Source organism: Nocardia kruczakiae NBRC 101016, from assembly GCF_001612965.1.
GTDB lineage: Bacteria > Actinomycetota > Actinomycetes > Mycobacteriales > Mycobacteriaceae > Nocardia > Nocardia kruczakiae.
In genome coordinates this window covers 21,728-46,923 of record NZ_BDBL01000044.1, presented here as the reverse complement: position 1 = coordinate 46,923, position 25,196 = coordinate 21,728, and the positions used below count along the sequence as shown (strand labels likewise).

The 25,196-nt window shown below is 65.8% G+C and carries 29 protein-coding genes; 13 read left to right on the top strand and 16 right to left on the bottom strand.

All coding sequences use genetic code 11. The features are described from left to right. Positions 1-17: 17 nt before the first annotated feature. Positions 18-629: an HAD family hydrolase gene (locus NK1_RS27285; protein WP_063013243.1), complete on the top strand. Its 612-nt coding sequence runs from the start codon at positions 18-20 to the stop codon at positions 627-629. 85 nt (positions 630-714) lie between these two features. Here NK1_RS27285 and NK1_RS27280 read toward each other — a convergent pair whose 3' ends face one another. The 5 genes from NK1_RS27280 to NK1_RS27260 form a co-directional block, all read right to left on the bottom strand. Continuing rightward, positions 715-1,104: a cupin domain-containing protein gene (locus NK1_RS27280; protein ID WP_063013241.1), complete on the bottom strand. Its 390-nt coding sequence runs from the start codon at positions 1,102-1,104 to the stop codon at positions 715-717. Positions 1,105-1,148: 44 nt separating this feature from the next. Beyond that, positions 1,149-1,481: a YnfA family protein gene (locus tag NK1_RS27275; RefSeq protein WP_063013239.1), complete on the bottom strand. Its 333-nt coding sequence runs from the start codon at positions 1,479-1,481 to the stop codon at positions 1,149-1,151. Between the two features lie 64 nt (positions 1,482-1,545). Next, a complete protein-coding gene (locus NK1_RS27270) occupies positions 1,546-2,310 on the bottom strand; it encodes an ABC transporter permease (protein WP_063013237.1) in 765 nt (254 codons plus the stop codon). Next, entirely contained in the window at positions 2,307-3,245 is a 939-nt protein-coding gene (locus NK1_RS27265) for an ATP-binding cassette domain-containing protein (RefSeq protein WP_063013235.1), read from the bottom strand. The genes NK1_RS27270 and NK1_RS27265 overlap by 4 nt, the downstream gene beginning before the upstream one ends. A 132-nt stretch (positions 3,246-3,377) precedes the next feature. Beyond that, positions 3,378-3,893 carry an EXLDI protein gene (locus NK1_RS27260; protein WP_063013233.1) on the bottom strand — a complete coding sequence of 172 codons (516 nt, stop codon included), beginning with the start codon at positions 3,891-3,893 and terminating at the stop codon, positions 3,378-3,380. Between the two features lie 161 nt (positions 3,894-4,054). On the opposite strand from NK1_RS27260, the gene NK1_RS27255 reads away from it, so the two are divergent. The 5 genes from NK1_RS27255 (at position 4,055) to NK1_RS27235 (ending at position 9,064) form a co-directional block, all read left to right on the top strand. Further along, complete coding sequence (locus NK1_RS27255) at positions 4,055-5,731, top strand: thiamine pyrophosphate-binding protein (RefSeq protein ID WP_063013231.1); 1,677 nt, start codon at positions 4,055-4,057, stop codon at positions 5,729-5,731. After that, positions 5,728-6,396 (top strand): hypothetical protein, encoded by a 669-nt coding sequence (locus NK1_RS27250; protein ID WP_063013229.1) that lies wholly within the window; start codon positions 5,728-5,730, stop codon positions 6,394-6,396. The genes NK1_RS27255 and NK1_RS27250 overlap by 4 nt, the downstream gene beginning before the upstream one ends. Before the next feature lie 12 nt (positions 6,397-6,408). After that, on the top strand, positions 6,409-7,446 hold the full coding sequence (locus tag NK1_RS27245) for a 3-oxoacyl-ACP synthase III family protein (protein WP_063013227.1): 1,038 nt from the start codon (positions 6,409-6,411) through the stop codon (positions 7,444-7,446). Beyond that, positions 7,446-8,498 carry a pyridoxal phosphate-dependent aminotransferase gene (locus tag NK1_RS27240; RefSeq protein ID WP_063013225.1) on the top strand — a complete coding sequence of 351 codons (1,053 nt, stop codon included), beginning with the start codon at positions 7,446-7,448 and terminating at the stop codon, positions 8,496-8,498. Before NK1_RS27245 ends, NK1_RS27240 begins: the two co-directional genes overlap by 1 nt. A gap of 89 nt (positions 8,499-8,587) precedes the next feature. Further along, positions 8,588-9,064 (top strand): hypothetical protein, encoded by a 477-nt coding sequence (locus tag NK1_RS27235; protein WP_063013223.1) that lies wholly within the window; start codon positions 8,588-8,590, stop codon positions 9,062-9,064. A 27-nt stretch (positions 9,065-9,091) separates the two neighbouring features. Here the strand turns inward: NK1_RS27235 and NK1_RS27230 are convergent, their stop codons facing one another. The 4 genes from NK1_RS27230 to NK1_RS27215 form a co-directional block, all read right to left on the bottom strand. Then, positions 9,092-10,006 (bottom strand): anti-sigma factor family protein, encoded by a 915-nt coding sequence (locus NK1_RS27230; protein WP_063013221.1) that lies wholly within the window; start codon positions 10,004-10,006, stop codon positions 9,092-9,094. Beyond that, positions 10,003-10,539 (bottom strand): sigma-70 family RNA polymerase sigma factor, encoded by a 537-nt coding sequence (locus tag NK1_RS27225; protein ID WP_051025276.1) that lies wholly within the window; start codon positions 10,537-10,539, stop codon positions 10,003-10,005. Before NK1_RS27225 ends, NK1_RS27230 begins: the two co-directional genes overlap by 4 nt. A 72-nt stretch (positions 10,540-10,611) precedes the next feature. Next, entirely contained in the window at positions 10,612-11,235 is a 624-nt protein-coding gene (locus tag NK1_RS27220; RefSeq protein WP_084461620.1) for a YqgE/AlgH family protein, read from the bottom strand. Between the two features lie 88 nt (positions 11,236-11,323). Continuing rightward, positions 11,324-11,653 (bottom strand): GNAT family N-acetyltransferase, encoded by a 330-nt coding sequence (locus tag NK1_RS27215; protein WP_063013219.1) that lies wholly within the window; start codon positions 11,651-11,653, stop codon positions 11,324-11,326. A 128-nt stretch (positions 11,654-11,781) separates the two neighbouring features. Here NK1_RS27215 and NK1_RS27210 point away from each other — a divergent pair, with 128 nt between their 5' ends. Together NK1_RS27210 and NK1_RS27205 are read left to right on the top strand one after the other, a co-directional pair. Beyond that, the gene (locus tag NK1_RS27210) at positions 11,782-13,392 is read left to right on the top strand and encodes an alpha/beta hydrolase (protein ID WP_245660855.1); all 1,611 of its coding nucleotides are present in this window, start codon (positions 11,782-11,784) and stop codon (positions 13,390-13,392) included. A 134-nt stretch (positions 13,393-13,526) separates the two neighbouring features. Further along, positions 13,527-14,696 carry a glycerate kinase gene (locus NK1_RS27205; RefSeq protein WP_063013292.1) on the top strand — a complete coding sequence of 390 codons (1,170 nt, stop codon included), beginning with the start codon at positions 13,527-13,529 and terminating at the stop codon, positions 14,694-14,696. A gap of 32 nt (positions 14,697-14,728) precedes the next feature. Here the strand turns inward: NK1_RS27205 and NK1_RS34765 are convergent, their stop codons facing one another. The 7 genes from NK1_RS34765 to NK1_RS27180 all read right to left on the bottom strand — a co-directional run bounded on the left by NK1_RS34765 (position 14,729) and on the right by NK1_RS27180 (position 20,642). Then, complete coding sequence (locus tag NK1_RS34765; RefSeq protein ID WP_157104464.1) at positions 14,729-15,193, bottom strand: hypothetical protein; 465 nt, start codon at positions 15,191-15,193, stop codon at positions 14,729-14,731. Between the two features lie 110 nt (positions 15,194-15,303). Beyond that, the gene (locus NK1_RS27200; RefSeq protein WP_063013217.1) at positions 15,304-17,832 is read right to left on the bottom strand and encodes a TPR repeat domain-containing protein; all 2,529 of its coding nucleotides are present in this window, start codon (positions 17,830-17,832) and stop codon (positions 15,304-15,306) included. A gap of 9 nt (positions 17,833-17,841) precedes the next feature. Beyond that, positions 17,842-18,138 carry a hypothetical protein gene (locus NK1_RS27195; RefSeq protein ID WP_063013215.1) on the bottom strand — a complete coding sequence of 99 codons (297 nt, stop codon included), beginning with the start codon at positions 18,136-18,138 and terminating at the stop codon, positions 17,842-17,844. A 217-nt stretch (positions 18,139-18,355) separates the two neighbouring features. Further along, a complete protein-coding gene (locus NK1_RS27190; protein WP_063013213.1) occupies positions 18,356-18,724 on the bottom strand; it encodes a hypothetical protein in 369 nt (122 codons plus the stop codon). 14 nt (positions 18,725-18,738) lie between these two features. Continuing rightward, on the bottom strand, positions 18,739-19,296 hold the full coding sequence (locus NK1_RS34020; protein WP_084461616.1) for a DUF3558 domain-containing protein: 558 nt from the start codon (positions 19,294-19,296) through the stop codon (positions 18,739-18,741). A 271-nt stretch (positions 19,297-19,567) separates the two neighbouring features. Next, on the bottom strand, positions 19,568-19,765 hold the full coding sequence (locus NK1_RS34015; RefSeq protein ID WP_084461614.1) for a DUF397 domain-containing protein: 198 nt from the start codon (positions 19,763-19,765) through the stop codon (positions 19,568-19,570). Further along, positions 19,755-20,642: a helix-turn-helix domain-containing protein gene (locus NK1_RS27180; protein ID WP_063013209.1), complete on the bottom strand. Its 888-nt coding sequence runs from the start codon at positions 20,640-20,642 to the stop codon at positions 19,755-19,757. Before NK1_RS27180 ends, NK1_RS34015 begins: the two co-directional genes overlap by 11 nt. A 1,021-nt stretch (positions 20,643-21,663) precedes the next feature. On the opposite strand from NK1_RS27180, the gene NK1_RS27170 reads away from it, so the two are divergent. From NK1_RS27170 to NK1_RS27150, 5 genes are all read left to right on the top strand, one after another. Then, positions 21,664-22,200, top strand: a complete 537-nt coding sequence (locus tag NK1_RS27170; protein WP_157104463.1) for a hypothetical protein — start codon at positions 21,664-21,666, stop codon at positions 22,198-22,200. An 11-nt stretch (positions 22,201-22,211) separates the two neighbouring features. Beyond that, positions 22,212-22,478 (top strand): hypothetical protein, encoded by a 267-nt coding sequence (locus NK1_RS27165; RefSeq protein ID WP_157104462.1) that lies wholly within the window; start codon positions 22,212-22,214, stop codon positions 22,476-22,478. Beyond that, the gene (locus tag NK1_RS27160; protein WP_063013201.1) at positions 22,475-22,804 is read left to right on the top strand and encodes a hypothetical protein; all 330 of its coding nucleotides are present in this window, start codon (positions 22,475-22,477) and stop codon (positions 22,802-22,804) included. Before NK1_RS27165 ends, NK1_RS27160 begins: the two co-directional genes overlap by 4 nt. A gap of 117 nt (positions 22,805-22,921) precedes the next feature. Next, positions 22,922-24,418 (top strand): hypothetical protein, encoded by a 1,497-nt coding sequence (locus NK1_RS27155; RefSeq protein ID WP_157104461.1) that lies wholly within the window; start codon positions 22,922-22,924, stop codon positions 24,416-24,418. Beyond that, positions 24,415-25,179, top strand: coding sequence for an ESX secretion-associated protein EspG (locus NK1_RS27150; RefSeq protein WP_063013197.1), 765 nt, complete (start codon positions 24,415-24,417; stop codon positions 25,177-25,179). Before NK1_RS27155 ends, NK1_RS27150 begins: the two co-directional genes overlap by 4 nt. The last annotated feature ends 17 nt before the right edge of the window (positions 25,180-25,196 follow it).

Below are 25,196 nucleotides of genomic sequence, written 5' to 3'. Positions count from 1 at the left end.
TCCGCCCGCCGTCCGGTATGACGGCACCGCTCACCGTCGGCTTCGACCTCGATATGACGCTGATCGACTCCCGTCCCGGCATCCGTGCCTGCTATCGGGAATTGTCGCGGCGCACCGGCACGCCGATCGACAGCGATCTGGTCGTCACCCGCCTCGGCCCGCCGCTGGAATACGAGCTGGCCAATTGGTTCCCCGCCGACCGCGTCCCGGCCGTCGCCGATCTGTATCGGGAGATGTATCCGGAGTACGCGATCACCGGCACGGTGGAACTGCCCGGCGCCCGCGCGGCGACCGCGGCGGTCCGGGCGCTGGGCGGGCGCGTGATCGTGGTCACCGGCAAATACGAACCGAACGCGAAACTGCACCTGACCGACCTCGACATCCCGGCCGACGCGGTGATCGGCGACCTGTGGGCCGAGCAGAAGGCCGAGGCGCTACGCGACCACGAGGCGAGCGTGTACGTGGGCGACCATATCGGCGATATGCGCGGCGCCCGCACCGCGGCGGCCTACGCGGTCGGGGTGACCAGCGGTCCGTGCGATGCGGCCGAACTGCGGGCCGCCGGCGCCGATGTCGTCCTGCGCGACCTCACCGAATTCCCCGGGGTGTTGAACCAGCTGCTCAGCTGACCGGCTCCCGCGCGCTGTCCGGGCGAGCGGTCGGTCCGCGAACGCCGGTGGCGCCTACCGGCCCGGTCGCGGTCGCACGCCTGCCTCAGGTGTGGGTGCTGTCGCATTCCGGTGCGGCGACCGGGCGGGACAGGGGGCTGCCGGCCGGGAGAACATAGAACACTGTGAGTCGCAAAGGTTTTCGGGTGCGGTTGCGCGCGGTGTGCGCGTGGGCAGCGCCGGCGGGTTCGCGGAATACGCGGCCCGGGCGGTAGGTGACCGGTACGCAGTCGGTGCCGGGGTGGTCCACGGTGCTGCCGGTGACCAGGACGAACAGGGTGCCGTCGTGATAGTGCCAGCCACTGTCACCGCCCGGTTCGACGATCGTCTGCCGGAGCAGGAACTGCCGCCCCGCACACCGGAACCGCAGCAACACCCGGCTGCGGGTACCCACGGCCGGTGGCGGATTGGGCTGGAAGCGTCCGGGAACGGGCATATCCCGATGATGCCGGAAACAGATTCCGACGCGCCGCGTACCGATCAGCCGCGCGGCGCGTACATGATCACGGCGACGCCCACCAGGCAGATCGCCGCACCCGCCACATCCCACCGGTCCGGCCGGAATCCGTCGAACGCGACGGCCCACAGCAGCGACCCCGCGACGAACACACCGCCGTAGGCGGCCAGGATCCGGCCGAAATGAGCGTCCGGTTGCAGCGTCGCCACGAATCCGTACAGCCCCAGCGCGATCACCCCGGCCCCCATCCAAGCCCACCCGCGCTGTTCCCGCACTCCCTGCCACACCAACCATGCCCCGCCGATCTCGGCGACGGCGGCCAGCACGAACAGCAGGATCGAGCGCAGAACCGGCATGAGGAGAGAGCCTACGGACCCGCTGTCCGGGTCGGCGGGGCGTCGGTGGCACTCCTCGTTCCTCTCAGTTGGTCTTACGGCGGAACAGCGAGCGCGACCACAGGTAGCCGACCACCGCGAAACCGAGGCACCAGGCCACCGCCGCGATGCCGTTACCCCCGATGGCCGTACCCATGAGCAGTCCGCGCAGGGTTTCGGTCAAGGGGGTGAAGGGCTGGTACTGCGCGAACTGGCGGACACCGGCGGGCATCGTGTCGGTGGGTGCCAGGCCGCTGCCGAGGAAGGGGAGGAAGATAAGCGGAGTGGGGGTGTTGCTCGCGCCCTCGGGCGTTTTGGCGGCGAGGCCGAAACCCACTCCGAGCCAAGACAATCCGAAGATCACCAGGATGATGAGCCCGAAGGCGGCCAGCCACTCCACGATCGTGGCATCGGGCCGGAAGCCGATCAGCACCGCGACCGCGACCATCAGCCCGACGCCGAGCACGCCCTGGATCACGGTCCCGGCGACCTGTCCGGTGAGGATCGAGGAATGTGCCATGGGCATGGTCCGGAACCGGTTCACGATGCCCTTGGTCATATCCGAGGCGATGGCCACCGCGACGCCGACGACCAGATAGGCCGGGATGATGAGCATCATGCCGGGAACCAGATAGTCGATGTAGCTGCCACCGGTGGCTTTCTCCAGTGCGCCGCCGAAGATGTAGTTGAACATCAGCAGCATCACCAGCGGCATGATGAACATGCTGATCGTCATGCCGGGATAACGCTTGGCGTGCACCAGGTTCCGGCGCAACATGGTGCGGGAATCAGCGAGGGTGTGCGTGGTCATCGTGCGGTTTCCTTCTCGGGTGCGGTGTGGCCGGTGAGGGTGAGGAAGACGTCGTCGAGATCGGGGGTGTGCACCGAGAGGCTCTCGGGCTCGAGGTGGGCGCGGCCGAGCCGGTCCAGGACGTCGCGCAGGGATGCGACGCCGCCGTCGCTGGGCACCGCCAGCGTCGAGTCCGTGGTCGTTCCGCCGAGTAGTCCGGCGGCGCTGCGCAGTTGTTCGTCGTCGCCGAAGGTCAGGCGGATATGCCCGCCCGGCACGAGGCGTTTCAGTTGTTCGGGTGTGCCCTCGGCGACGATCCGGCCGTGGTCGAGTACCGCGATCCGGTGCGCGAGTTGGTCGGCCTCCTCCAGGTACTGGGTGGTGAGGAAGATGGTGACGCCGTCGGCGACCAGTTCGCGGATGATGTCCCACATTCCGCGCCGGCTGCGCGGGTCCAGGCCCACCGTGGGTTCGTCGAGGAAGATGATGCGCGGCTCGCCGATTAGCGTCATCGCCAGGTCGAGCCGGCGCGTCATACCGCCGGAGTAGCTTCCGGCGACCTTGTCGGCGGCGTCGCGCAGGTCGAAGCGGGCCAGCAGGTCCTCGGCGATGCGCCGGCCCTCGCCGCGGGGCAGATGGTGCAGATCCGCCATCAGCAGCAGGTTCTCGCGTCCGGTGAGCAGTTCGTCGACCGCCGAGAACTGGCCGGTCACGCCGATCGTGGTGCGGACGGCATCGGGTTCGGCGACCGGATCGTGGCCACCGACGCGCAGACTGCCGTCGTCCGGCCGGGTCAGGGTGGCGAGGATGTGGACGGTGGTGGTCTTACCCGCGCCGTTGGGTCCGAGCAGCGCGAAGATTCTGCCCTCGGGCACGGTGAGGTCGATTCCGTCGAGCACCACATGGTCGGCGAACGATTTGCGCAGGCCGGTGACCGAGATGGCCGGTGAACTCATGGCCGTCCTTTCATATACAGATAGCGATGAATGCATGTGTCGACCGAGCCGTGTCCGCGGGTTTCCGGCGGACAAGGTGGGTCGATATCGAATTATTGTGTGGCCGAACTTATTTCGGCTCTATGTGGTCGATCAGATGTCGAGATCCTCGATCTGCGGATGCTCGGTCAGATCGCTGATACGGTCGTACAGCTTGTCGGGAACCCTGCCTTTCAGGTCGGCCGGCGACTCGTAGATGTCCATGGTGAACTCGCCCCAGTCCGGATCGGTGACGCCGAGCATGCGCCGCCAATTGGTCAGATCCTTCAGCCAGTTCGTATCGGTGGGGTATTCGGTCCATTCGGAACGCTGCCGGTGCAGCACGTATTTGCCCTTGCGCGTGCGGAATACGCGGATCCGCTCGAAACGTGCGTCGCTCATATCGCTCGACTCGGTGAGCAGTGCGCCCGAGAACCGCACCTGCCGGGCGCCGTTGTGGCCGACCCGCAGGACGATTTCGTCGAACCCCTGCAGCCGCCCCTCCTCGAGTTCGATGTACCGGCGCAGCGCCGTCACGATCGCACCCGACAGATTGCCGCCTACCAGGTCCTGTGCGCGCTGGAACAGGGGGAGATCGTCATCGGAGACGTACACGGTCTTGTTCGGCACGGCTCGACTATACGTAGATGTATACATACACGCAAGAGCGTCCCGCCGGGATCGCATGCGGCGGCGGTGAACCGGTCGGGGGCGTGCTTCGTATCCCGGCTGAGTGCGTTCGGTCCGGCACGTGCGGCCGGCTTCGAACCGCCCCACGGGAAGGAGCGGCGATGCCGACACGAGTGGTCGACTATCTGGTGCGGGCCGTATCGGACATGGGCGTGCGACATATCTTCGGGGTCGACGGCGCCAATATCGAGGATCTCTACGACGCGGCCTACGACGCCGCGGACCGGATCACCGCGGTGGTGGCCAAACACGAATTCGCCGCCGCCACCATGGCAGACGGCTATGCCCGCGCCACCGCGGGTTTCGGCGTGGTCTGCGCGACCTCCGGAGGCGGCGCGATGAATCTCGTTGCCGGACTGGCGGAATCGCATGCGTCGCGGATCCCGGTCCTCGCGCTCGTGGGCCAGGCGCCGACCGATCTGGAAGGCAGAGGCGCCTTTCAGGATTCCAGCGGACGAGCCGGAACCTTCGACGCCGCCGAGCTCTTCGACACGATCTCCCTGTACTGCGCGCGAGTGGAAGCACCCGCCTCGTTACCGGCGCATCTGTCCCGCGCCGTCGCGGCCGCCCGGGCGGGCGGTCCGGCGGTCCTGCTCCTGCCGAAGGATGTGCAGCAGGCCGAACTCGACGCCGGTCCGTTCGTCGCGCCGCGTCCGATGCACGGGCGAGACGACGCCGGGATCGAACGGCTCCTGGAGGGGCTGCGGGCGGCCCGGGCGGTCGGCAAGGTCGTGATCATCGCGGGCGCGCAGGTCGCCCGCGACGATGCCCGCGACGAACTGCGTGATCTGGCGGCGGTTCTCGACGCCGGGGTCGGCGTCGCACCGGATGCCAAGGATGTGTACGACTGCACCGAACACGGCTTCCTCGGTGTCGCCGGAAGTATGGGCCATACGGAACTGGCCGATGCCCTGCGCGGCTGCGCGCTGTGCCTGCTGGTTGGCACCCGGATGCCGGTCACCGCGCGAGCCGGTCTGGAATCGGTACTCGGCGCGTCGACGGCGTCGGTCGGCGGCGAGCCGCCCTACCTCCCCACGGTCCACGCGACCAGTACCGATCTGGCCGTCACCCTCCGCGAACTGACCTCGCAGCTGCAGACGGGCGCGGGCCGGGTGCACCGGACGGAGCCGCGGCGGGCGCCGGATCCACTACCGGTGCCACCGGCGGACGGGCCGGGGCTCCGGTACCGCGATATCGTCGAAACACTCAACGGCACAGTGCATTCCGATACCGACGTCTTCGCCGACGCGGGCAATACCGGCGCCTCGGTGGTCCATCACCTGCGTCCGCCGCGCGACGGCCGCTTCGTCGTCGCACTCGGCATGGGCGGCATGGGTTACGCCTTCGGCGCCGCCATCGGGTCCTGTTTCGCCCGCCGCCACCGCGCCGACGGCACCGAGCGCCGCACCGTTGTCGTGGCCGGAGACGGCGCTTTCTACATGCACGGCATGGAAATTCACACCGCGATCCAATATCGGCTGCCGGTGACCTTCGTCGTCCTCGACAATTCCGCGCATGGCATGTGCGTGACCCGTGAGCAACTGTTCTACGGAGATCGCTACAGCTTCAACAGATTCCACAAGGCGCATCTGGGAGCCGGTATGGCGGCGATGTTCCCGGATCTGCCCGCCTTCTCGCCGGCGACGCCGGCCGAACTCGCGACAGTGCTGTCGTACTGCCTGGAAACGCCAGGGCCCTCGTTCGTTTCGGTCGACTGCGATCCGGACGAGATACCGCCGTTCATCCCCTTCCTGTCCGCATCGAGGAGGAATCCGTGACCATCAGCACCGCGCCCGCGCTCAGCGATATCCCCGGCCATCCGCATCGGGTCATGCCCGGATTGTTGCGTATCGAGAATTCCGATCGCGAGACGACCACTCCGATCATCATGGATATGCTGCGCTCGGTCTATCCCCACGACCAGGTATTCGGGCAGTTCTGCCCGGTGCAGGACTACATCGCCGCGCCGCCGCGCGAACTGTACGAATACCTCTCGCACACCCAGAGTTTGGAGGAATGGACCTACAGCCTGCGCGGCTTCACCGAAACCGCCACCCCGGGTCTGTGGGAATCCTACGACCGGCTGGGTAAGGACACCCGGATCTTCACTCGCACCGAGGCCAACCCGGATGCGATGACCGTGGATTACCACTGTGCGTGGGACCAGGGTGAACACCTGTGGATGATCTACCTGATGCGCGTCGTCGACGCCCAGGTGGTGTTGAACAAGCCCGGTTCGGTGGTGCTGTGGACCAATTGCCGCCACCCGTTCTACGACGCGAATCCCTATCCCGACAAGGCACCGGAGGGCCGCAAGGTCTGGGTCGGCGATTTCTGGGAGATGTTCTCCGCCGGACACCGGCTGGAGCTGGACAACCTGAAAGCGATCGCCGAATACCGTGCCGCGCACGGGCTTCCGATCACCCCCGAATGGATGAAGTGAGGAAACGCCGAAATGGATTTCACCGATCCCGCCCTGCGGCTGGCACCGGTCAGTCTGGTCGATGTGGCCTCCTATCTGCCGGGTGAACCGGTAGGTACCGAATACTTCACGCAGTTCTCGCGTTCGGAACGAATGGCGAAGAACGTCATGTTCCGCGCGCCGCACGGCCGCCATCACAAGGGCCGCGACGAAACGGCCGTGGATATGGTCGAACGCGCGGTCGCGCCGTTGATCGAACGGCACGGCGCCGGCACGCTCGCCGATATCGACGTGCTGCTGACCCACACCCAGCTGCCCGACAATCCCGTCATGGGCGCCGGGCCGGAGGTGGCACGGCGGCTGGGGATGAACCCGAAATGGGTCTTCGATGTGCACAACGGCGGTTGTGCGGCTTTCATCCACATGATGATGCTGGCCCGGATGATTCTGCAGACGACCGACGCCCGCACCGCGTTGATCGCGACGACGCAGAACACCGCCGGACCGGTCTTCACGCAGACCGAGATTCGCAAACTCGCGCAGGCGCCGGTGCCGGGTGACGGCTGCGGAGTGGGATTGCTGGTCAAGGACAATAGTGCGCCGATCCTCGACGTGGAATGCCGCACCTTTCCGGAATTCGCCGGGGATATGGATTTCTCCACCGGTTCCGAACGCAAATATTGGGAGCCCGGCGAGGGCCAGGGCTGCGTGAGCTTCACCGAATCGAAGGTGACGAAGGTCTTCGCGCGCGGCAACCGGCTGGTCCCCGAACTCGCCCTCGCGGTATGCGACCGCATCGGGGTCAAGGGCCGCGATATCGACACCTTCGTGACCAACCAGCCGAATCGGCTGTTCCTGCGGAACTGGCACGATGCGCTGGAACTGCCCGCCGAACGCCATCCCGATTCCTTCGATCGGTGCGGAAATCTGTTCGCCGCGGGCATTCCCGTGACCCTCGATATCGAGAACCGGGCCGGCCGGTTGCGCAACGGTTCGGTGGTGCTGCTGGCGGCCTTCGCCCATGCCGGGGATTTCGCGGCCGCGGCCGCGGTGCGCTGGGGTGCGGCGTGATGGAATTCGATCTGGCACTGAGCGAAAACCCTTTTCCGCCATTGCCTTCGGTGCTGGCGGTGGTGAACGAGGTGATGCGCGGCGCCAACCGGTATCCGGAATTCCTGCCCCGGCGCCTGCCCGCGATGATCGCCGCGCATCTCGGCGTCGATGCGGATCAGGTGGTGGTCGGGGCGGGTGCGACGGGGGTGGCGCTGCAGATCATGCAGGCGGTCGCGGGGCCGGGCCGGCGCATGGTGTTCGCGACGCCGACCTTCGACGGCTATCCGATCATGGCCGCCATGGCGGGACTGGACGTCGTTGCGGTGCCGCTGGATTCGAGCGGGCGGCAGCGGCCGGCGGCGATGGCCCGCGCGGTCGACGACCGCACGGCTCTGATCGCGATCTGCCGCCCGCACAACCCGACCGGAACCGTCGTGCCCGCCGCGGAATTGAAGGCCTTCCTGTTCGGCGTGCCGCGACATGTTCCGGTGATCCTGGATGAGGCCTATGTGGAATTTCTGGCCGATGCCGAGACCGTCGACCCCCTCGAACTCATCGCCCACTATCCCAATCTCCTGGTGTTGCGCACCTTTTCGAAGGCCTACGGACTCGCCGGGCTGCGCATCGGGTATGCCTTCGGTGCGCCGGAGCTGATCGCCCGGGTGCGGCGGCTGCAACTTCCGTTCGGAATGCCCGACTACGCCGTGGCCGCCGTGCGCGCCTGCTATGCCGCACCGGCCGAGCTCGCCGAACGCATCGCCGATATCACCGCCGAACGCGAGTCGCTGCGAACTGCGCTGCGGCGCAGGGGTTTCGCCGTGCCGTGCAGCCGCGGCAACTTTCTCTACCTGCCGGGGCCCGGGGTGCACGCGACGCTGGCGGGCGCGGGGATCGCGGCCAAGGGTTATCCCGACGGCAGTGCGCGGATCGCGGTCGGTGATCCGCGCGCCGATGCCGCGGTATTGCACGCCTTCGACGGCCGCGCCGAGCCGGTGCCGCGCCTACGCCCGCCGTCCGTGCAGGCCGCCGGGGACCGGTGCGCCGTGTATCCGGTAGGGGCGGGACGGTAAATTTTCTAGCATCGCTAGACAAGCTAGTCATCTCCATATACTGTTGCTGCATAAGCTAGCAACGCTAGATGACGACTAGGAGTCTTCCCATGCTGACCACATCCGCCCAGGTGCTCACCGTGCTGGCCGTTCTCGGCAACGCCATCGTCTACGGCACCGATGTCGCCGCCGCCCTCATCTTCCGGCCCGTCTACGCCAAACTGGACGACGCGACGATGACCGTCTCGGCCGGTTGGGGGCACTATTACGGCGACCGGCGGATGCCGTTCGCCGGTGCCGGCGGTGTGATCAGCACCGTCCTCGCCGTCGTCGTCGCGGCCGTCGCGGGAGCCACCGGCGCAGCGGTGGCGGCCGGGATCGCGTTGCTGGCGCTGCTGTCCTGGCTCGGCCTCTACGCGCGGATCGCCAAGCCGATCAACACCGCGCAGACCCGGGCGGCCATGACCGGAGTCATCCCCGCCGACGCCCGTGCGCTGCAGACCAAGTGGGAGAGCATCCTGGGCTTCCGGGTCGGCCTGCAGGCCCTCGCCGTCGCCGCCCTGTGCACCACCCTCGCCCTGCTGTGAGGCCGAGCCGACGGACTCGGCGGTCGCTCACACCGTTCCGCGCAGGAACACCTGATTCGTTGTGGTCGAACGGATTTCGACCGATCGGATCTGGTCCGGTGGGGCCGATGTCATACCGTCCGCGGTCACCGTCTGCCCGGGATGTGCCGTCCACTGCGCCACCATCGACTGTGTGCCGTCGGTGTGCACCACCCACAGGGCGCCGTCCCAGGTGTAATCCGTATCCGAGGGGGCGTAGTTGCACGACATGTTCACCCGCGTGCCGGAACGCAGCTGCGTCAGAGTGAAATTCGCGGTGATCGGAGACGGGATCACCTGATCCATCTGCCGCTCCGTCACCACCTGCTCGGCGGTGGGCGGATTGTTGTGCTCGGTGTGCGCGACGGTTATCGGGATGGTGATGGCGACCGCGGCCGCGGCGGCGGCGACCGCACCGGCCAGGGCGAGCCACGGACCGCTACGGCTGCGCTTGCGCTCGCGCGCGTCGGCCAGGGAGGCGGGGGCTTCCCCCGGCTCGGTGCGGCCGGTTTCCGAGGGCGTTTCGCGAACCGCCGGCGTGCCCGCGGTCCGGTCCGGCTCGGCTCCTGTGGATTCGGCGGCTCGGCCGGTGTCAGGATGTGATTCGAAGGGCAGCATCCCGGCGCCGTCGGTGGTCGCCTCGCTCGCGCGCACCCGGTTCAGCAGGGCGTCGAAGCCGGCGTCGCCGAAACTGCCGGCATGGTCGGCGGCGGACTCGTCGTCGAGCAGCGAGAGGGCGACGTCATCGGGTACGTGGCTGAGCAGTCCCGGCAGGCCCGACAGGTCCGCGACGGCGAGCCGGCACTCGTCGCAGCCGGACAGGTGCTCCTCGTATTCGAGCCGCTGGTCGCGGTCGAGGGCGCCGAGCAGATACGGCGCGTCCCAGGTCGCGTAGTCGTCGTGTGACGCGGTGTCGGCCGTCATTTCGTCACCCCCATCTCCTGTAGGGCCGAACGCAACGCTCGCATCCCGTAGTGCATCCGGGATTTGACGGTGCCCTCGGGTATCGCCAATTCGTTCGCTATCTGCTGGGTCGACAATCCGCGATAGTAGGCCCGCACGATCACCTCCCGGTGATCGGAGCTCAGCCGTGCCAGCGCGTCGGTGATCACCCAACTGTCCACTGCGCGTTCCGCCTCATCCGGAGCCGTCTGTTCGGGCGGTGTGTCGGTGCCGTACTCGCGACGATGGCGCGCACTGCGGAATTCGTCGACCGCGAGATGCCGGGCCACGGTGAACAGCCACGCCCGCGCCGAGGCCGTCGACTGGTCGAGGACCTGCGGCCGCTGCCATGCCCGCAACAGCGTCTCCTGGACGATGTCCTCGGCACGCCCGGCATCGCCGACCAGGCTGTAGGTGAATCGCCACAGCGTCGGTGCATGCTCGTCGTAGAGCACCCGCAACAATTGCGCCCGCGAGGGCGCCGCGTCGACGGGGGGGATCGCGGAGTCAGACATCGGCGCCGACCGGGCGTATCCGCCGCCTCGGTCGAGGCGAGCGTTGGGGGACCACACTCCGTGGATACGTAATCAATTGCGTTCTAGTTCGATGGGGTGTGTCGCCAGTAGCGACAGCGGCAGCGGCTGCCGGCGCAATACGTGCGCCCACAGATCGGTGCGTCGCGCCAGCGGATCCGACGGCAACGCCGACAACACGATCCAGTCCCCGCGTTCCAGTTCACCCTCCAGCTGGCCGAAGGTCCACCCGGCGTAGCCGGCGAAGATGCGGATGCCCTCGACCAACGGTGCGATCGAATCGGGGTCGGAGTCCAGATCGAGCAGCGCCACGCGACCGTCCACGCGGCGCAGCCCGCGGATGCCCTCGATCGAGGCACCGACGCGGACCGTGGTCAGACACAATGCCGAATCGCGCTTCACCGGCCCGCCCACATACAGGGTGCGGGGCCCGGCCGCGAGATCGGCCCAGCGTGGCAGCACATCCTGCACCGCGGTTTCGCTCGGGCGGTTCAGGACGACACCGAGACTGCCCGCATCGTTGTGTTCGACGATGTAGATCACGGTGCGCCGGAAAGTGGGCTCGACCAGCTCCGTTGCCGAGACCAGCAAGGTGCCGGGCCGCACCACCTGTTCCTCGTACCGGGATTCGCGTCTCGGGCGGTCGCCGTGTTCCTCTGCGCGTGCCACGGTAGTCATCATCGCACCGTCGCGGGGCGCGCGCTGTGTTTAGTGGCGCGTGATTCGCGGTTGGATTCCCGAGCGGGCGGCTCGACGAGCCCGCCGGCTACTGCGGCAGGCCGAATCGTTCGCGCGCCCATTGCGGCACCATCGCCAGATATCGCGGCCGGGATTCGACGAAGTGATGGACCATCGGGCACAGCGGCAGAATGCCGAAGCCCTGTTCCACGGTCCGGTCGAGCGCACCCTGCACCAGCAGGCGGCCGTAACCCTGGCCCTCGAACTGCGGGTAGATCTCGGTGTGCACGAAGGCGCGCTCGGAGGCGGTGTCCTGATAGGCGGCCACCCCGGCATGCTGTCCGTCGACCCACAGTTCGAATCGATCGAACTGTGGATTGTCTCGAATCTCGGTGTTCTGCTGCGCACCCTGCGTCATCCGCTGAGCCTAGAACGTGCCGATCACCGTGGGCGTGCGGCTCCGCCTGCGTCCTTCCCCGTGTCGGGCGTGGTTCGAGTTGTCGCACCCGGCGCGGCTGGCGACAATGCAGGGGCTCGAGTGGTCGGATGCTCGATGCGACGACGGCCGTCGACCGGCCGGACGGGGAGACGGCGCGGATGGGACGACGGGGACTACCGGTGGCGGCGCGATCGGCGACCGTTGCGGTGCTGACGGTGGTGCTCGCCGCGCTGGTGCCGGCGACCGCGCATGCCGAACCGGGTTTCGGCACGTGCCCGGCCGGGTCCGTCGGCGAGCGGACCCCGGCCCGTTGCGCGTCGATCTCGGTGCCGATGGATTACGCCGCACCGGACGGCGCGCGGATCGATGTGACCGTCAGCCGGATTCGCGCGAGCGGGCAGCGGTACGGGACCCTCTTCGCCAATCCGGGCGGGCCGGGTGCGGACGCCCTCGACTACTGGGGTGCCCGGATGTCCCAGCTGCCGAAGGATCTGGTCGAGCACTACGACCTGGTGGCCGTGCAGCCGCGCGGGCTGCGCTGGTCGACGCCGCTGACCTGCGGGGCCGAGATCGCGCAGGACGCCGACCACGAGCGCGAACCGCTCCGGAAGGCGTGTGACACCGCCCAGCCCGGCTATCTGCGGACCATCACCACCGAGACCACGGCCCGCGATATGGACGCGGTGCGCGCGGCGCTGGGAGTGGACCGCATCGACTTCCTCGGCGTCTCCTACGGGACCTATCTGGGCGCGGTCTACGCCTCGCTGTTCCCGCAGCGTGTCGACCGGATGGTGCTGGACTCCAACGTCGGCCCGCAGTGGGTGTGGACCGAACAGTTCGCACAGCAGCAGCTCGCGGGAAAAAAGCGGCTCGACGATCTGTTCGGCTGGATCGCCCAGCACGACAACGTCTACCACCTCGGCGATTCCGCGCTGCGGGTGTACGAGACCTGGGTGCGGCTGGTGTCGGCACAGGGCGGCGGCTGGTACGCCAACCTGACTCCGCCCCCGGTATCGGCGGCCGACCTGCCGCGCGAGCTGCCCGCACCACTGCCGGCCCTGGCGCGCGAGGGTGTGAACGCCGGCGCCGAGGAGCTGGGCAAGGCGCGGAACCTGGTGCGCGCGTTGGCCTCCGGCGGTATGTCGGCCCAGGTGCCGTTGGTGTCGGCGACCACCGTGGCCGCCTACACCCGCGGTTTCTGGCCGAGCCTGGCGCAGGCGATGGCCGAGGCGAATACCCAGCCCGGTGACCTGCGGCGGATGCGCGCGATCGCGGGTGCGGCGACCACCGACCCGACCGGCCAGGCGGTGTTCGCCGCGATCACCTGCAACGAGAACGCGGTGCCGGCCCGGGTGGACGCCATCGGTTCGGCGGCCGCCATCGTCGCCTCCGGCGGCAACGCCCTCGACGCCCGTGCCGATCTGGTACGCAGCGGATTGGCCTGCGCCGATTGGGATCCCGTGACCACACCGGTGCCGATCGCCGATCGCGGCCTGACCACGGCCCCGCTGGTATTGCAGAGTCGCAACGACGCGGTGACCGCCTATCCGGGCGGTCCCGCGATGGCGGCGGCCCTGCGCGGGCATCTGATCACCGTCGACGGTGGCGACCACGGGACCTTCGGCCGCGGTAACGCTCCGCTCGACGATGCCGTGGTGCGATATCTGCGCACCGGCGAGGTCGGGATCGATCACGTGGATCAGGCGCCGATGCCGTGAGTCCGGCCGCCCCGCGACTGTCGCGCGGGATGCCGAAGCGGCAAGCGGCTGCGGCGGATCGGGTTCACGGCATGCTCGGGGCACGCGCAGTACCGTGAGCGTGTTCGACTGCTTGCCGACGGATTGGGGTGGCGATGGTGCGTGGAAAGCCGTGGCGAGTGGTGATGGCGCCGGACAAGTTCAAGGGATCGCTGGCGGCGCCGGAGGTGGCGGCCGCGCTCGCGGCCGGCATCGCGCGCGAGGTGCCGGATGCGGAGGTCCGGCAGGTACCGGTTGCCGACGGTGGCGACGGCACCGTCGACGCATTCGTGGCCGCGGGGTGGGAGCGGGTTCGGGTCGACACCGTCGGGCCGACCGGTGCGCCGCATTCGGCAAGCTACGCGGTGCGGGGCGATACGGCTGTCGTCGAGTTGGCCGCAGCGGTCGGGCTGGTCGAATTACCCGGCGGCCGAACGGATCCGATGGGTGCGAGCACGTACGGGCTCGGCGTGCCGATCCGCCACGCTCTGGACCACGGCCTCCGCGAGGTCGTCCTCGGATTGGGCGGTAGTGCGTCCACCGACGGTGGCGCTGGCATGCTGCAAGCACTGGGGCTGCGCATCCTGGACGAGAACGGCACCGAAATCGGTTCGGGCGCAGCGGCTCTCGCTCGCGCGCGACGCCTCGACTACTCCGATCTGCATCCGGCCGTTCGGGACACGGTCTTCGTCATCGCCGGTGACGTCGACAACCCGCTGCTCGGACCGGACGGTGCCGCAGCGGTTTTCGCGCCACAGAAGGGTGCGTCGCCGCGGCAGTGCGCCGAACTCGAAGCGATCCTGGCGCAGTGGGCGCACCTGGTCGACACGAGCGGCCACCCGTTCGGGACGGGGGATGCGCATGAGCGCCGCGCCGCCCTGGCCGGGCATCCCGGCGCGGGCGCCGCCGGTGGAACCGGATTCGGGGCCATGGCGGTGCTCGGTGCGCGGCAGCGGTCCGGGATCGAGGTGATTCTCGAGTTGATCGATTTCGCCGGCCGGGTCCGGGACGCGGACTTGGTAGTGACCGGCGAGGGTGCGATGGACGAGCAGACGTTGCGCGGGAAGGCGCCCGCCGGAGTCGCGGCCGCCGCCGGCGCCGCGGACGTACCGGTCGTCGCCGTCGCCGGCCGCTGCACCCTGACTCCGGAGCGACTGCGCGCCGCCGGCTTCGCCCGCTGCTATCCGCTGAGCGACCTCGAACCCGATCCGGAGCGATCCATCGCCGAGGCCGCCCGCCTCCTCGAAGAACTCGGCACGCGTATAGCGCGCGACTACCTGATGTGACTGGCTCTTCGAGAATTCTGGAAGCTCATGTGTCAGCTACCCGGTGGAAGTGTTCGAACAATTTCCTGTGCGAGGGCAAAGCCACCGGGGCAGAGGTCTTTCGAGGGATGGGAGTAGTCGGTGCTGTCGACAACGATGCCGCCGCCTTTCACCTCGATAAATACTCGGCAGCCCACTCCGTCGGGAGGAGGCATTGTGAAAATATGCCTACCGTCGATGTTACCATTCCGAACGGTATCGTTCACTCCATCCCGAATCCCCTTGGCTGTTAAGCGTGTAATATCGAGGCTGACGTGCGACTTATCTGGCCGAATATATTCACAACCCGGCCGAATGGATGAAGACGTGAATGGGCCGATCAGTGTCATCTCCATTCTCTTCAGAACCGGGCTTCCTGGCGGAAGGCACGGGTTGAACCAAGTGGGTGGCCCGGCCGGATCGATGTTTCCCTTTGCTATTCCTTGTTCTTCGAGCGACATGGGCGGTGTGGCGGTCACAGCCCGCACCCCCCACACGGCGCCGATGACAACGACTACTGCCGCAATGGCGCTGAGTCCTACTGTCGATATGCGCTTCACTCGGCGCTGTCGCGCGTGATAGGGATCCGTCATTTCTTCGGGTCCACTGTCTCGGACCCGGAGTTGAGGAAGTTCTGAAGCTTGGCTCTATCGTCCTTCAAGTCTCTCAATATCGCTATATCGCCGGATTGCTGAGCTTCAGATATGTAGCTTCCAAGCTGTCTTCCATGCATATAATTGGTGATCGCATTTTGCATGGCGGGCGAGCTGTTGTCCTCCAAATGAACAGGCCCTGTGCCGTTTCCATTCAGTAGATTCGGTGGGAGCTGTCCGTTTCGGTAAGCTGCATCCAAGAGTCGATTGTTCGTCTCGCGATTTATTTCTGATGATATTTGACTGATGCTCGGATCCTGGACGTGAACCGGATCGGGCTTGTGGTTCCATGCGGATATCGCGGAGTCCATCCATTTGTCGGGCAAGCTGTTGAGGTATTTGTCTGCAGGGTTTCCAAGGGCGTTGGGAAGCAGACTGGTTGCCGGTTTTACCGCATTGCTGAAGGGGATCGCGTCACTGACGATGCTCTTGGCGACGTCTGCCGCTTTTTGTTTGCTCTCGTAAACCTCTTGCAGATGCTGGGCGGTGTGCTCGGCATTCATGTTGTCCTGATAGAACAGGGCGTTGTAGTGCTGAACAGTCATTCGATCGTTCAGCGATTGCATGTGGCTGTAATCCTCATTGTTGGCAAGCCATTCACCGACGTTGTTTCCACCCTCGCGCATCGCCTGGTCGTAGATTGCCGATTCTCGCAGCGCGCGGCTGGTCTCCAGGAGGTTCCGGCCGTCTTCGGATTGGTTGGCGAGGAACAGGAGTCGATCGCCGTCGTCACGGCCGAGGCGCACGTCGTCGGTCGGAGGCCGGGGGTAGGTGTGGTCGTTCGCGTCTGGGAAGGGCCACGTTTTGGTTTGGCCCTGATCGGGGTCGGATAGTGCATCGAGGTTGGGCGCGAGCACCTTCGACAGGCCGGTGGCGAGTTCGGGGTTCTTTTTGAACAGGTCAGCGTTGTTCTGAAACGCAGTGTGGCCGCCGGAGGTTGCCAACTGGTTGGGATGGTTGGGGTCGTGACTGGTCGGGGCGAACACCTTGGGTAGTTCTGCCAGTGTCTTGCGGGACAGGTCTCCATCCGGAGTCTGCTCGTGCGCGTGGTCGCCGGCCCAGCTGTAGAGCTGAGATGCGACCTTGCCCTTGTCGCCCCAGTCGTGGTTGAAGATCTCGTCGCGGAAGGTCTTCGGATCTGCGTACATGTCGCCGGGCGTGCGGACCTGGTCGGTGGGGCTGGTGAGTAGGCTGAAATCCGCTTCGTGGTTGCGCGTGGCAAGGTCGAGATACGACTTGGCGGCCGCGTCGATCTTGGGCTTGTCCTCATCGAAGAAGCTGTCGGCGATCCCCGTGGCACCGACATGCCTGAAGCGGTCGACCATATCGTTGACGTTCGGCGTATGGCCGTCCACGTAACCGGCCATGCTGGCGGCGGTGGTGGCCATCTGCCCTGCGAGTCCCTTGCCTGGGATGAAACCGGGATTCGCTTCGCCCAGTAGTTGCGCGAACTTTGTCTGATCCCCGAGACGGTTCTTCATCTCGATGGCGGTTTTCGGAGGATTGGACTCCAGCCGGTCGGATACAAGATGCTGCATGTAGCCGGGCAATTCTCCTATCCCACCGCCGCGGAATTTGCCGTCCGGCCCGGTGCTGCCGACGTTCTCGTTCGACATCATCATGATGGCGTTGGCGAGGTTGTCGCGCTGAACCGACGCAGGGCTGGTCGTACTGCCTGCCATCTGAGCCATCTTCTCGCCCTCGGTGAGGCGATCCGACAGTGCGAACAACCCGTCCTTGCCGGAGGCTTGAAAGAAGCTGCGGTAGTAGTCCTGTACGTCGGCCGGGATATCGGTCACCTGTTTTCCGTCGGCCAAGTCCTGCAGGTCTTGCGGCGTGAGGTGGAACTGCGGCATATCTGCGGCCACGGCATCGATCGCGGCAGTGTCGCCGCTTCGAGCCGCATCGGCGAGCCGCTTGCCGTCCTCGGACCCCAGGCGCGTTCCCGCCGTGGGTGCTTCGTCGACCTCGATCGAGGAACCGAACAGATCACCCGCAGCGCGGATCAGCTCGCTTCGGTCGGTCAGCAACCGCTCGAGCTCGGCCTCGGTCTGCGTGAGCTCTCGGTACGCGGTGTCGATGGCATCCTGATGTACTTGTACATCGGCATGGTTGGTGCCCGAGCATGCCCAATTGTCAGCGACAGTCACCTGCGCTTGTTCGGCCTCGGAGACCTTGGAGCGCAGAACATCTCGGTGCGATGAGACACTGTCGACGGCCGGGCCGAACTTGTCCAGGAAGTCGGCGATATCGGCATACACCTTGCGCGCCTCGTCATGATCCTGACCGATACGATCGTACGCGGCGTAGAAGGCTGTACCTGTCCAGTTGTAGCCGACGTCATTGAAGTACTTGCGTGCCTTGTCGATCTCCTCGAGCAGCTTCTCGTTGCCGGTATGGATTTCCGCAGCCCATTCTTTGAGGGTCTGTAGATTCCACCGGTCCAGCTCCGAACGCGACGGCATCGGTGCCCCCTACTTGTGGAAGTCGAGCTCGTGCATCTTCTGCGCGAACTGCTCGTCGGTCATCTGCAGATTCTTGGTGCAGCCGGTGATTCTGACGGCCAGGTCCTTCATCCGCTCCCCGACTCGCAGCATCGCACCTTCCACATGGCTGCCGGTCTGTACGCAAGCCGCAGGCACCGATGATCCGGGCATCGCGATGATCACCTCGTTGGCTTTACCGTTGACCTCGATGTCGTCGATCTCGCCACCGATCGTGGTCAGTGTCTTGGCGAGCTTGTCGAGTTGATCGGTATCCGCCTTCAGCACAGGCCACTCCCCGCCCATTCGAAAACCAGTGTCGGAGTGAGGATATCGCACCGGCCGGGCGCTCGGTCGCCGTCAAGAACACACACGGCGGTCCCGGAGTTGAGCACTCCGTCGTTGATCTGTTCACCACCTGGCCGCATGGGCTGGGCCTCTGTAGTTCGTCGACAACCGACGCGAGCCACGGCCGGTGGGCCGGCCGTACGGCGATGCGAGAGAACTAGATTTCGGTTCGGCTCAGTACATCGGCGTATGCGGCATCGGTCTCGGCGTAGGCTCGAGCAGCTTTGAGGATCAGCTCTTGAGCTGCTTGCAGCTCTTTCTGAACCTCGTTGACTCGCTGTCTGATCCCGTTCTCGCCGCTGCCCTTGGTGGTGAACTTGGCAGCGAGATCGAGCCCCATTTGGAACCCGCCGAACCCGGTGACGTGCTCGACCGCTTGCACGTTCGGCCACAGCATGTCGATGCTGTCGATGAGGTCCTGAAGTCCTTTGATGGCCTCATCGAGCTTATCTCGGTGAACCTTCAACCTCAGGTTTCCGCCATCTACTTCCGCATCGAGCTGCTGAATAGTGCTTAGTTCGGACATGTTGGCCTGCCTAGCTAAGGAATGTTCTTGACGAGTGCTGTGGTGATCCGGGTGACCTCGGCACAGGCATCGCCGGGCTCACGAGCACTGGGCTTGGCCGAGATCTGGAACTGCACGGGCGGCTTGGAGTCGAGCGCGATCGTGCAATCATGATCCTCAGTGGCACTGAACAACCGGGTACCGGGCCGACCTTCCACGGTCACTGGTTCGGGGTTCTTGTACAACGTTGTGTTGTGTACAACCTCGTCGTAGCTGTGATCCCTGGTGGAATAAACGTTGAGTACATACCAGTTGGGCTTCTCGGCTAGCCAGGAACAGATATCCCATCCTGGGAACTTGACTTTGCCGGGTCCGTCTTCCTGTTTCGTCGACGGGTTCAACCCGACACCAGCGATATCGGAATCCGGTATGGAACAGGGGTGCCACGCCGTTGCTTGCGCCGTGGTAGTTGTTGTCGGCGCCGGGGTAGCAGACGCGGCCGGGGTTGCCGTACCAGAGTTTCCGGAAGAGCAGGCGGCTAGCACTCCTGTGGTGAGAAAAACTGCCGCCCCGAGGGTCATCGCTCGCCGCATCGGATCTCCCGTCCTAGGGCGGCCCCTGCGACCCCCCGCCCTTGGGATGGTAAACGATAGTGCATCGCGGAGCGGCGGCAAGCACTTCTCCGTTCAGTCTGGATGGTTCACTTCTCCGCCGCCCCAAGTGAGGTGAGCCCTGATGCTCGGCGTTCGGGCTCGCCAAGTGCTGCAAGCGGCCAGCCAATGGCCTGGGCGGGTTCCGGGATCCAACCTCGGTACTCATAAACAGCACCCGTGGTGAGTGCCGTCCAAAGGTGAGTTACGGGTGTTAGAACCGTCCTGCCTGCAAACCAGCGTTGAACGCGTCCCATTCGTCGGGCGCGAAGACGAGCGCCGGTCCGGTGGGATCTTTCGAATCACGAACGCCGACAGCACCGCTGGTGAGCCACGCGACCTCTACGCACTGAGAATTGGATTCGCTGTAGCTGCTCTTGCGCCATTGCGGGCCGGATAAATCAACACTCACCGTCGTGCTCCCTTGCCACCTGCCGTAGCAGGTTTCGCGTGCTCGTCTCGTCCAGCGCGGTCTGCCGGATGACCTCGACCAGTTCATGGTACTTCCGCACGTCGTCTTCATTTTCGAGGTAGATATCGCTGCTCATACCTCCGTCGAGGTAGACCACGGGCGGCTCCACGGGCTGGCCATCGGCGTTCGTTCCGAATTCGATGATGACGAACTGGCTCGGCACGATCCCCCAGGGAAATCCGCCGTGGTACGGATGGACGCGGATCGTGACATTCGGCCGCTTGCCGGCCTCTGCCAGTTCTCGTAGCTGTCCGCTCATCACACGATGGGTACCGACGACCTGGCGTAGGGCAGATACACTCAGCAGAACCTCCAGTCGGACAGGATTCGCCTTCCTGGTCAGAATCTTTTGCCGCCTCAAACGCACTGCGACTCGGCGGTCGACTTCTTCCTGTACGTAGCCGGGATACGAGCTGATGAGAGCCCGCGCGTAGTCGGCGGTTTGGAGCAGCCCTGGCACCACGGCTTGGTACGAGATCAGGCTTCGCGCCGCTGCTTCCATTCCGACGTACATGTTGAAAGCGTTGCTGAACATGCCACCGAGCGCCGTGATGTCCGGGTTGTCTGCGGCCTTCGCGGCAAGGCCGATGGCCCTACCGGTCTCATCGCTGTCCACGTCGTATAGCTCGCACAGTTCGCGGACATCCTGTTTGCGAAGCTTCTGAGGTCGCCCAGTCTCCATCCGCTGTAATGCCGCTGTGCTGAGCTGAACCTCATGCGCGGCTTGCGCGATGGTCAGCCCGGCCTCTAGGCGACGCTCGCGAAGGAACCTCCCGAGCTGACGGCGGAGCAACGTGGCGGATTGGCTTCCTGACATGCGACTTCCCCTCCCCCGATTGAGCGAGATCATTCGCGAACCTGAGCAGAGTATGCCGCAGTTCTGAATCTGTTCGTGGGAAATTGAGTCAACTCGTTTGAACATTCAACACGGTATTTCAATCCTCCGGTTGGGGTGCTGTGCTGTAGCAGTTCAACAGTCGGATCGCGGCTCCGCACGCGATCGAGTGACCGTGAAGCGCCAGGTTGCCCGCAGCTGAAGAAGTCCGTGTGTCTGACCGATCCCTGATCTGTTCTGTCCCAATCTGTTCCGCGCACAGCCGCACGATCGGTGAGGTCCGTCATGCCTGTCGTATCCCATGGCCGTCATCGGCCGACACCACCCGAAAGGCGCCGGTCGTCGGTCCGCTTTCGGCGGCCACTTGTGAGGAGGTGGTAGCAAAGTGTCCAGCATTGACACCCCTTGGATTCTCTTGTCCCAGTGTGGAATCGGCAGCTTCACACCCGACGCGCAGCGGTTGGTCGGGGTGGCTTGCCCGTCGTGGTTGTGCTCCGGCCTTGTTCCGCTGGTGGACGGAAGGATCGCCGTACACCACGTTCGGGTCGGTGAACGTTGCCCGTGGTCTGGCACGCGCGTTGTCGATGACCGCCCAGCCTTCGCCGGCAGCAACGACGGCGGTTCACGATGAGCTCGCCGGAGGGTGCCGCGAATCGGTCGGCCTCGCCCCTTCCGGCCGAACCTGATGTCACGGTGTCCGTCTATCTCACCTCGTCGAGTCGGCATCCGCTGACATTCGTGGCGTGCGAGTCGGCGGCGCGGCGGTTCGCGGACCACTGGCAACGGTACGGCGGTTGCGCGGCAGTCGAATTCACTGCGCCGGATGAGAACTGCGCACGCCTGCCCTGTGAGCGATTGTGGGTGATTCCATGATCGGCCCGCGGTTGGTGCCCCTCGGAGTCGGTACCCGCGCAGGGTACGCAAATACGTTGTGGCAGAGAGTCACTGCGAATACTGATACGTCGCCGCGATCCGTGTCGACGGCAAGAGCGATGGAGGCGGGATGACAGACATGATCGAATCGTCGGCTGACATGCCGGTGAGCCAGGCCGTTGCTGTGCAGTCGAAAATCCGGCCGAAGGCCGTCGGGTTGGTGCGGACGGAACTGTCCCGCACCGACACCGCAGCGCACGCACTCGATATCCAGTGCTACGCAGAGCGTCTCGGCTATGAATGGACTTTCGCCATTCGCCCGTCGCAGGGCACCCGTGATCCGGTCGGCTACACCCTCGATATTGCCGCCGGCATGGAGGCGGCCGCGATCATCGTGGCCGAAATGACTCATGTGGACCATCGAACCGATATCGGCACCGCCGGTTTCGATCTATTGACCATGATGCCGCCTCGGCTGTGGCGAGCCGGTGCACTGGAACCGGTGGCGCTGCAACCGGTTCCTTTGAACGATTGCACCTGGGAACCCACTCAGCTGGAACGCGATTGCGCTCGCCGCCTGTGGAATACCCACCGCGACTGCCTTCCGGACTGCCGGGCGCGCCTCGCCGCCGGAGCAGCCCTGTCCGCGCGGGATGAGGTGGACTGACCATGTTCGTGATGACGACAGCGCTGATGATCATCGTCTGCGGCATCCTCATCGGCTTCGGCTGCTGGTTGCCGCCACGCGCGGACGGGTTGACCGTCGCCGCACTCCAACGACGTTTGGCGGTCGAAAGTTACTGCCGAGAACGCGGTTCCCAGTGGTCGGCCCGGACCGAGGCAGAGGTGGACCGTGAGCGGGTGCTGACCAGGCTGCATGCGATTGTCGGGCCGCAGAGAGCCGGAGGCATTTTCCCGCCTCGCAATCTGGACGAGGCGCTATGAGTATCGATGCGATCGGGTTCCTGCGGCACGATGTTTCCGGCGCTCGACAGCCGGCGGATGAGAACCGGATCCGAGCTCTCGCACAGCGACTCGGGTACCACTTGCCTGCGATTGTCACCTTCACGAGTGGGGCTGATGACCTCGGCGTGCGCCTCCGGGATATTGCCGAGGCGCATCGCGCCGATGCGGTTGTCGTTCCGAGCGTTGCTCACTTCGACGACGCCGTCGTGCCGAGGACGCTGCTTCGAATCGCAGAGGTGATCACGGTCGAACCGGAATGCACCTACGCCCGGATCTGCTGGCCGTGGCGCGAACACCTGCGATAAAGTCTCCGGCGCAGGGGGTTTCACGGCGCCCCGTGCAGCGGAGAGCAGGAGGGGGCCAGTCATGGGATCGACAATCGGGTGGCGTGTCGGGGTGGAAGGCATCCGAAGGACACAACCGTGACTCCCCCTCCGGAACCCTCGAGCTATCTGGACCAAGGTAGTGGCGAGTTCCTGCGCCGGCTCGATGCCATGAGCAACAGCTTCTATGCGGGGATGGTGTCGGGTTCGAATACGCAGGCATGGGATGCCGATCAGCTCGCGTTGCAACAGCAGATCAATGTACTGGCTGATCAGCTCCGTGTTGATGTCGATCCGCAGTCCATTGCCGGTGGGGACAACTTCGAGAATCTGACGTTGGAGCAGATCCGCGATCTGACCTTTCAGATCAAACCCGATGTCGTGCATGCCGTTTCGGAGGCATGGAGCAATATCGGGTCGGGTCTGGCCGACGGTGCGGATACGGCTCGCAAGAAGGTCGTGCAGGATGCGATTGCCAACGGATGGGAGGGAGCCGCCGGTCAGAAGGCGGCCCAGACGTTCGGGCGCGTTCTCGACTCAGTCGCCGATATCGGTAGGTCGGCGTCGATGGTGGCGATGAAAATCGCCTTCGCCCAGCGTGGCAGCGACGAGACTTTCCGGATGCTGGCCCCGTTGTTGCAGGCGATGGTGCCCAGTGGGACCGGGCCGATTCTGCCTCCGGGATCGCCGACGTTGGGGCCGGCGGCCGCGCCGACGGGACCGCAACTTCCGATCCTCGCGGAGCAGCAAGATAAGGACTCCCAGAAAGAGGAAGCACGGCAGGCGGCTCTGCAGGTGCTGCGGAATGTGTACTCACCCGGCATTCGTGGTGGGGATCAGGCGGTGCCGGTGCTGCCCACGGTCTATCCGGCCGCTGCTCCGGGCGGCCCGGTTGGTCCGGCAGGCCCGGGGCCGGTTTCGCCGGTGCCTGGTCCATCGAATTCCGGTGGCGGCGACCAGAACCCGAGACCCGGCGAGGTGAATCCGGGCTCCGATCCGAACACCGGGACCGATGGGAACCAATCGCAGGGGACACAGCCGAGTTCCGCAACTCCGAGTAACGGGCAGAACCCCTCCAGCACAACAAGTTCAAGCGTGCCGAACGCCGCCTCCACCACTGCCGCAGGTTTCGATCCGAGCGGTGGGCTGGGGGGTGGGACTTCCGGTTCCGGACTGGGCGGCGGTCTTCACGGTTCCGGATCGGGTGGTGGTTCCCACGGTTCCGGACTGGGCGGCCTGTCCGGTTCGGGCGGTGGTACTGCGCGTCCGGGACTCGGATCATCGATACCCGGTGGCCCCGTTGCATTACCGGCGGCTGCCTCTTTGGGGGGATTGCGTGCTCCGGGTCAGCCGGGCGCCGCCGGTACGCCGGGCATGTCACCCGGCGCGGGCGGCAAGGGCAAATCCGAGGAGGACAAGGACCGCCGGTCCGCGGAGTATCTGCGCGGGCAGCACCTCGAGGAGTGGATCGAGGACGGGCGGAGGGTATTGCCCGCCTACGGTGCCATCGGGGATGAGTCGTCGCAGCAGCAACCACCCGCAGCCCGATCGGCGAATCCGCCCGATCGCGGCCGAGCGCCGGGAGAATATCGGTGATCCACTGGCAGTTGACCAGTGCCCAGTACGAGGCGGCATTGTTCGCGATGGAGCGCGACCGCCTGCCGTACCCGACCTGGAATGCGTTGCGTGCTACCGATGAAGCGGATCTGAATCGTCAGCGCCGCGAAGCCATCGACAGCCTGCGCCCGCGCGTGGACGACGACTTCGCCCGCCTCATCGGCACCCTCACCGAACCGCAGGTCCGGTTGCATGTCCACGGCCGCCTCGGCGCCGACCCTGACGACCCCGAGGTGCAACTGCGCGGCTACGCCGGTTTCGGACCTTCCAGCGCAGCGGTCGCCATCCAGGATCCAGACCCGGAACCCGGTGCGAGCGGCGATGTCTCGGTCAGTCTGTGCACCCACGTCCAGGCCTTGGGCCTACTCGCACGCATGCTCCCCGAACTTCCGCCGGGCCGCCACGAAGTGAGCGGCCTGAAGTCCGATCTCGACCTCGAGCCCGAGTCCCTCGGTTGGCAGCGCCGACCCACGCTCCGGGAACGATTGAACACATTTCTGGCCCGCCCGCGCAGCGGTTGGGGCGAAGTCCTCTGTTACCCAGGTAGATTCCTCGACAATCGCACCGACGGCGTCCAGGGCTTCGTGTGGATGGACTTCCAGGGGGACGGCCGCTACTACGTCCACCAGGACCCTGCCGGCTACACCATCCAACCCATGAATCACGACGGGTTCGTCAACCACGCCCGCGTCCTCGCGCGCCGAGTCCGAGAGCTCGGGACACGACCCGCACACGCCTGAGAACCTGCGCCGAAATC